This window comes from Streptomyces sp. NPDC046805 (genome assembly GCF_040645355.1).
GTDB lineage: Bacteria > Actinomycetota > Actinomycetes > Streptomycetales > Streptomycetaceae > Streptomyces.
In genome coordinates, this window is sequence record NZ_JBEYYC010000004.1 from 304,040 (window position 1) to 310,279 (window position 6,240).

Genomic DNA, 6,240 nt, shown 5'->3' on the forward strand with positions numbered 1-6,240 from the left:
CGACGGCCTGATCTGCCCCCTCACGTCCGCCGACTACCTGCGCCAGGCCGTCCTTCCGATCGCGGGCTGCTGTCCAGTCCCAGGAGGGCGCAGCCGAGTTGATGCAGGTTCTGGGCGATTGCCGACCGGGTACGGAGCCGGGGCGTTCGGACGACATCGTTGACGATGGTGAGGACGGCCTGTACGCGGACGCGGGCCTCCTCCCGTGACATGCCCGGGTGGAGGGCGAGCATCAGGTGCAGCCACTCCTCGATGTAATCGCGTTGGAGCTGGCGCGTGCTATGCCGCTCTTCGTCCTGGAGGTGCGTCGTTTCGGTGACGACCAGCGTCACCAGGTGCCGGTGAGCCAGCGCAAACTGGGTGTACCGCAGCATTAGGAGACGCAGCGCGTCCGCGTGGTCCTGAGTCGAGGCGAGTACCTCGGCCAGGTCGAGCCACAGCCGTTCGGTGCTGCGGTTCATGGCCGTCGCGAGGATCTCATGCTTGCTGGAGAAGTGGTTGTAGATGCTCTGCCCGGCGATGCCGACTGCGGCGCCGGTTTCCTCCAGGCTCACCGAGGCGTAGCCACGCTCGGCGAACAGCTCGGTTGCTGCGGCCAGCAGGCTCTCCCGGCGAGACCGGTGCGTCAACGTCTTTGCGCGGCCTGGGCGTTGGCCGACGTGCTCGCCGAGGTCGGGCAAGTCCGCCGTTGCGACGCAGTGCATGAGGCGCGCGACGAGGTCCGGGTAGTCGGGCGAGGGCAGCTCCACGTGCTGGTACGCGACGCTGACCGCGACGGCGAGCGTGCACCAGGCAAGCAGTTCCGCGTGGGCGGTGTCCAGTCGCGGTCGGTTGGCGGTCAGCTGCTCCATGAGGGCGCGGCGTGCGGCATGCAGCTGCTCGCCGAGTTCGGCGTGCTGGTCGGCGGGCAGGTGCCGGGCTTCCCGCTGCCACAGCACGCCGAGCTCGCGCCGGGCCAGGGCGGTCTCGGCGAAATCGCGGACCAGTGTGTCGAGGTCGCCTGGCCGGGCTGCATGCAGCCCGGCCAGGCAGGACTCCAGCGCCTCGGCGACGACCGCGTACAGCAGTTCCTGCTTGCCGCGGAAGTGCCGGTAGAGGGCCGAGGACCTGATGTTCACGGCTGTGGCGATATCGTTCATCGCCACGTTCGCGTAGCCGTTGCGGTAGAACAGCTCGCGTGCCGCTGCGACGATCAGCTCCCGTCGGTTGCGAGGGCGCGTGCCGCGTGCGGGAGGTGCGGTTGCCTCCGTGTCGACCGTCACCGTCTCCTCCTGGTCCTGGGTACTTGCCGTTCAGGCCTTGCGGCCCCAGCGAACCTGGAATTCGCCGTCCGGCCAGTATTTTCTCCGCAGCTCCCACTTGAGGATCTTGCCAGCCCCCGACAACGGCAGGACTTCGACAAACTCCACGCTTCGCGACACCTTGTAACCCGCGATGGTCTCGCGGCAGGCATCACACAGCTCCGTCTCAGTCGCGCTCTGACCATGGTGCAGTACCACGACGAGACCCAATCATGTCCTTGATTCGGTCCACGATGAAAACGTAGGTGTGCTCGTCCATGAGCCCGCCGTCACCGGTGTGCATCCAGCCGCTCTCCGGAACGGTCGCTGTCTCCTCCAGCCGGTTCCAGTAGCCGAGCATCACGTGATCGCCGCGTACGACGACTCGCCCACCTCGCCTCGCGGCACCTCTATGCCCTTGGATCTACGATGCGCACCTCGGAGTGCGGGGAGCTGCGCCCCGCAGAGCGGCGCAGCTCCGGGATTCATGATCGGCCGGGACAGCATCGTGGCCACTGACAGCTCAGTCATCCCGTAGAGCTGAGTGAACCCGGCAGTCGGGGATGCTCTGCGGGCTGGTCGAGCACCACTCCGAGCCGGGCGACGCACCGCAGAGCACAGACCTCATGGTGATCACCGAAGCCCCGGCCGAAGTCGGAATGCCGGCTTCGCTAGCCGCGGTGGCCATCAGCACACAGTTCGACCAGCTCATCAAGGACTCGCATCACGAGGCGTTCGACGAGGTCGGTCTCGGCGTCGGATCCCCGTCCTGCGAATCGCCGGTACGACCCTGTTCGGCTCCGTCACCCCGGCGCCCCGCGGCGAACCCGCCGGACAGCTCTGGGACGGCCTGCTCGCCGTGGCCGCAACGGACGGCTTCTTCGAACTCAAGCGGACCCGGGACCGCAAGCCGTCCTTCGACTGAGCCAGCGCCCCCACTGGTGAAGAATCCGCGGCCGTCCTTGACGACGATCGGAGTCTTGCGGATCTGCCTGGCGAGGTCGATCGCCTTGGCCAGCGCCGCATCCGACGTCCTCTCCCCCACAAGGATCTCCAGGAGCGCCATCTTTTGTGAGAAGAAGTGCAGGCCGATGAAGTTCTCCTGGTCCTGCACTCCCTCGGCCAGGCCGGTGATCGGCAACGTGGAGGTGTTGGAACCGAGGACCGCGCCAGGGGCGACGATGTCCTCGATCTGGCGGAATACCTTCTGCTTGACCCCGACGCTCTCGCCCAACGCCCGGCGGGGCGCGGGCGGTAGGTCTGCATGACGTGGATGCGCGTCTTCCTGGGCCTGGACATCGACAAGCGAACCACCACCGCTACGGGCTCACCCCGGCCGACAAGAAGGTGGACGGCATGCCGGGTTCGCCGAGCGGCACGGAGGATCGGGCCGGTGGCAACGCCGGCGCCGCGCCCCGTGCCTGCCCAACAGGCATCCTCCGATTCCTGGCATGCACCCCTGAGGCTGAGCTGCCGGCAAGCCCCCAACCCACACTGGTGTTCGAAATGAACACCCCTTCAAGTTGTGCTGCACACCCATTCGCGACAAGCAAGGTATACGCTTGTCATTGAACGATGACATCGAGCGCTGACATCTGGTGTGAGGAGATTCCGACCATGGATACCGACACGGGGTTGTGCACGGTCAACTCGATGCGCGAACAGCCCCGCGCCAAGCAGCAGGACAGTGCCACCAGGCACAGCAGGGCCCTGCTGTCGGCGCTCATGTTCACGGCGTTGTCGGTCTCCGTCATCAGCACCCTCGGGGCGCCGATGGTGCCGACCATCGCCCACGAACAGAACGTCTCGCTCGGTACCGCCCAGTGGATCCTCACGGTGACACTGCTCGCCGGTGCGATATCGGGGCCGATTCTGGGTCGCCTCGGTGACGGTCCGCGTCGCAAGGGATCCATCCAAGGCGCTCTTGCGGCAGTGCTCGCAGGAAGCTTGCTGGCCGCCCTGGCACCCAATTTCCCCGTGCTCATTGCAGGTCGGGCACTGCAGGGGGTGGGCATGGGCCTGGTGCCGCTGACCATCGCGGTCGCGCGCGAGCACCTGCAACCAGCCCTACTGCGCAGCGGTGTGGCTTCTCTTTCGATCACGACGTCAGTCGGGGCGGGAATTGGTTACCCGATCACCGGATTGATCGCGCAATATCTCAACTATCATGCCGGGTTCTGGTTCGCCGCCCTGCTGACGGCATGCTCCTTGACGATCGTTTCGTGGTTGGTGCCGCGTGGGTCTGCGGTTCCCCACCGGCCGTTGGACACAGTCGGAGCCGTGCTGTTGTGCTCGGGCCTCGGCGCAGTCCTGTTGACGCTCAGCCAGATCTCCCATTGGGGTCTGAAGTCGACCGCTACCTGGATCGGTGCGGGCGCTGGTGTCGTGCTTCTCACGGTGTGGGTGTTCCATGCCCTGCGGACCCACCACCCGCTGGTGACTCTCCGGCTGGTGCGTCATCGGGCGGTGCTAGCAGCGAACGTGACTGCGCTGCTCATGGGAGTGGGAATGTACTCGGGGCTGTCATTGGTGAACCTCTACACCCAGGTTCCTTCGGGTGCGGGATACGGCCTCCACCTGTCGCTGGCGCTCGCCGGCCTCGTCCTGATGCCGATCGCTCTGGGCAGTCTGCTCGCCAATCGTCTGGCCTCCGCCCTGGTCGGCAGGTTCGGGCTGTACCGGATCCTGCCGCTGGGCGCTGCGCTCTGCTGCCTCGACCTGGTGGTACTCGCCTTGTGGCGACAAGAACTCGTCGTGCTCCTCATCGGCACATTCCTCCTGGGCGCCGGTGTGGGCGCGGCCTACGCGGCGATGCCCGTGCTGATCGTTCGCAGCGTCCCAGCGGCCGAGACCGGCAGTGCAATGAGTCTCAACCAGGTGCTTCGTACGGTCGGCGGGTCGGTCGGCAGCGCAGCCATCTCTGCCATCATGATCGCGTACACGCCCGCTGGTGACGCCGTTCCGCTCGAGCACGCGTACTCGGTCGCCCTTTGGGTGACAGCAGCGGTATCCCTGCTGGGAGCGCTTGCTGCGATCGTGATCCCTGGCCGGAGGGGCTCTGCTGCTTCCTCGGAGCCCAGCGTCACGGTCGCAGGCGGAGCGCCTGTGGTGGAACAGGACTAAGGCTACTGCTCGGTGCGAATGACGGAGGACACATGCATGCTGACCAGGGGAGGGGGCGCGGCCGGAAACGTGATGCGGAAGCGACCAGGGCCGCACTCCTGGAAGCGGCACAGGATCTTTTCGGGCGGTACAGCTATGAACAGGTCACGCTGCGCGAAATTGGTCAACAAGCCGGCGTGGACGGGTCTCTCATTGCCCGGTACTTCGGCAGCAAGGCCGCACTACACAAGGCAGCTGTCGACAAAGACAGCTGGCAGGTGGGGTCCGAACTGGCGACGGATTTCGTCTCATTCGCCATGGAGGCATTGCGCCGCGTCGACCAGCGGCAGACTCCCGGTCCACTCGTCCAGGCTCTTCTCCTGTCCACCTCCGACGATGCCGCGCGTGGCACCGCTGCCGAAGAGGTGAGAAGCCGTCTGGTCGAGCCGCTGACCGAGCAGCTGGCCGCAGAAGGCGTCTCCGACCCGGCTATGCGAGCCGAAACGCTGATGGCATGCCTGGTCGGCGTTATCGCTCTACGGTCCAGCGGTATGTTTGCTGCGCTGTCCGCCGCGTCACCGGAGCAGCTGAGCAGTCTCCTCGCCCTTCTCTCCGCAGAGGAACCGACCGCAACATGATTCCTCCCCGTGACGCCTCACGCCTCTCCCTCCCGCGCGGGTTCCGTGATTCCTGGACGCCGGGTCGTGGGAACTCGTACGCGACTCCTGAATCCTGGGCCCACTGTGTACGAGTTGGTGGCTGCTACTCGTCCTCATCGGGGTAGCTTCGCGGTTCGTTCGGGGTGGGCCGCGATGATGTACCGCATGGCGGTCTGCGAGGAGGTTCGCGGCCTCGAAGAAGATGCTCCACACGCCTCACTTCACCTACCGGCGAAACGGCGGCACGGACGAAGGGACCAACCTTCGCCTCGTGCACTCCGAATGCCACCGCCAGCACCATGCGGGCGACGGCGAGCGGACCACATGACCCTGCTGACCTGCGAAGCCCCTAGGGCTTGCTTGAGCCGGATGCCGGGATGACCGGCACGTCCGGTCCTGAGGGCCCGGGTCACGGCAACGTGATCCGGCTACCCAACTTATGCGGTTCTCGGCAGACTCTGACGAGGCGGTCGGGGAGGTCGATGGCGATCTGCGCGTCCCACTCAGGCACGCCGGAGGTGAGAAGGAAGGCCATTTTGCGGCGGATCCGGTACGGGCCGCTGGTCGGGGCGTGCGGTGCGTCGTCACGGCGCATCCAGCAGGTCCAGTGCAACAGCGAGGGCGGTGTGTGAGGCGACGCCGCCGCCCGCGGCACGCGGCTTCTAGCGCCTGCCGACCTTGCCTCGGATGTCCAGCGCCTGGATGTCGACCGTCTGCGGGCCGTTTCCGGTCACGACGCCGACGTCGGTGTTGGGCAGCATGAGCAGCGAGGTGGGTACGGTGCGCCCCCACCGGCCCACCGCCGTCTGCACATGGCGAACCTCACTATCCGTGTAGTTACCGAACGGACTACTCTCTACTCATGCCGCCGGACGCCACTGCCACCAAAAAGCGCCTGCTCAAAGCCGCGCACAACGAGTTCGCCCAGTTCGGGCTGGCGGGTGCCCGCGTGGACCGCATAGCCGAGGCCGCCCAGGCGAACAAGCGCCTGATCTACGTCCACTTCGGCAACAAGAACGACCTCTTCGACCTCGTAGTCGCCAACAGCCTGGCAGATCTGGCCAGGGCCGTTCCGTTCACTGCCGACGACCTCCCCGGCTGCGTAGGCAACCTCTTCGACTACCTCCTGGACAATCCCCAGGTCCTGCGCCTGACCGGCTGGGCCCAACTGGAGCGCCCCGACGCCTCACCAGCGCAGG

At 66.3% G+C, this 6,240-nt stretch carries 7 protein-coding genes and 2 pseudogenes; 4 read left to right on the plus strand and 5 right to left on the minus strand.

Annotation, left to right across the window (positions count from 1 at the left end):
- Window positions 1-20: 20 nt before the first annotated feature.
- From ABZ910_RS07630 to ABZ910_RS07645, 4 genes and pseudogenes are all read right to left on the minus strand, one after another.
- Complete coding sequence (locus ABZ910_RS07630) at window positions 21-1,262, minus strand: TetR family transcriptional regulator (RefSeq protein WP_361360603.1); 1,242 nt, start codon at window positions 1,260-1,262, stop codon at window positions 21-23.
- A 165-nt stretch (window positions 1,263-1,427) separates the two neighbouring features.
- Window positions 1,428-1,499, minus strand: a pseudogene (locus ABZ910_RS07635) (hypothetical protein); the annotation flags it as partial.
- Entirely contained in the window at window positions 1,468-1,641 is a 174-nt protein-coding gene (locus ABZ910_RS07640; protein WP_361360635.1) for a hypothetical protein, read from the minus strand. The pseudogene ABZ910_RS07635 and the gene ABZ910_RS07640, both read right to left, overlap by 32 nt.
- A 576-nt stretch (window positions 1,642-2,217) precedes the next feature.
- Window positions 2,218-2,517: pseudogene (locus ABZ910_RS07645) on the minus strand (3-hydroxyacyl-CoA dehydrogenase NAD-binding domain-containing protein); the annotation flags it as partial.
- A 380-nt stretch (window positions 2,518-2,897) separates the two neighbouring features.
- Between ABZ910_RS07645 and ABZ910_RS07650 the strand changes: the two are divergent.
- From ABZ910_RS07650 to ABZ910_RS07660, 3 genes are all read left to right on the plus strand, one after another.
- The gene (locus tag ABZ910_RS07650; RefSeq protein WP_361360605.1) at window positions 2,898-4,403 is read left to right on the plus strand and encodes an MFS transporter; all 1,506 of its coding nucleotides are present in this window, start codon (window positions 2,898-2,900) and stop codon (window positions 4,401-4,403) included.
- Window positions 4,404-4,435: 32 nt separating this feature from the next.
- Window positions 4,436-5,020 (plus strand): TetR family transcriptional regulator, encoded by a 585-nt coding sequence (locus ABZ910_RS07655; protein WP_361360607.1) that lies wholly within the window; start codon window positions 4,436-4,438, stop codon window positions 5,018-5,020.
- 223 nt (window positions 5,021-5,243) lie between these two features.
- On the plus strand, window positions 5,244-5,369 hold the full coding sequence (locus ABZ910_RS07660; RefSeq protein WP_361360609.1) for an HNH endonuclease: 126 nt from the start codon (window positions 5,244-5,246) through the stop codon (window positions 5,367-5,369).
- Between the two features lie 334 nt (window positions 5,370-5,703).
- Here ABZ910_RS07660 and ABZ910_RS07665 read toward each other — a convergent pair whose 3' ends face one another.
- On the minus strand, window positions 5,704-5,853 hold the full coding sequence (locus tag ABZ910_RS07665) for a hypothetical protein (RefSeq protein WP_361360611.1): 150 nt from the start codon (window positions 5,851-5,853) through the stop codon (window positions 5,704-5,706).
- Window positions 5,854-5,903: 50 nt separating this feature from the next.
- Here ABZ910_RS07665 and ABZ910_RS07670 point away from each other — a divergent pair.
- Window positions 5,904-6,240, plus strand: a 337-nt coding sequence (locus tag ABZ910_RS07670) for a TetR family transcriptional regulator (RefSeq protein ID WP_361360613.1), incomplete at its 3' end; no start/stop codon positions are given.

Excerpts from the sequence above, each read along its gene's own strand:
- ABZ910_RS07655 (WP_361360607.1), top strand. The coding sequence starts at position 4,436 with ATGCATGCTGACCAGGGGAGGGGGCGCGGCCGGAAACGTGATGCGGAA.
- ABZ910_RS07640 (WP_361360635.1), bottom strand. The coding sequence starts at position 1,641 with ATGCTCGGCTACTGGAACCGGCTGGAGGAGACAGCGACCGTTCCGGAG.
- ABZ910_RS07650 (WP_361360605.1), top strand. The coding sequence starts at position 2,898 with ATGGATACCGACACGGGGTTGTGCACGGTCAACTCGATGCGCGAACAG.
- ABZ910_RS07660 (WP_361360609.1), top strand. The coding sequence starts at position 5,244 with ATGCTCCACACGCCTCACTTCACCTACCGGCGAAACGGCGGCACGGAC.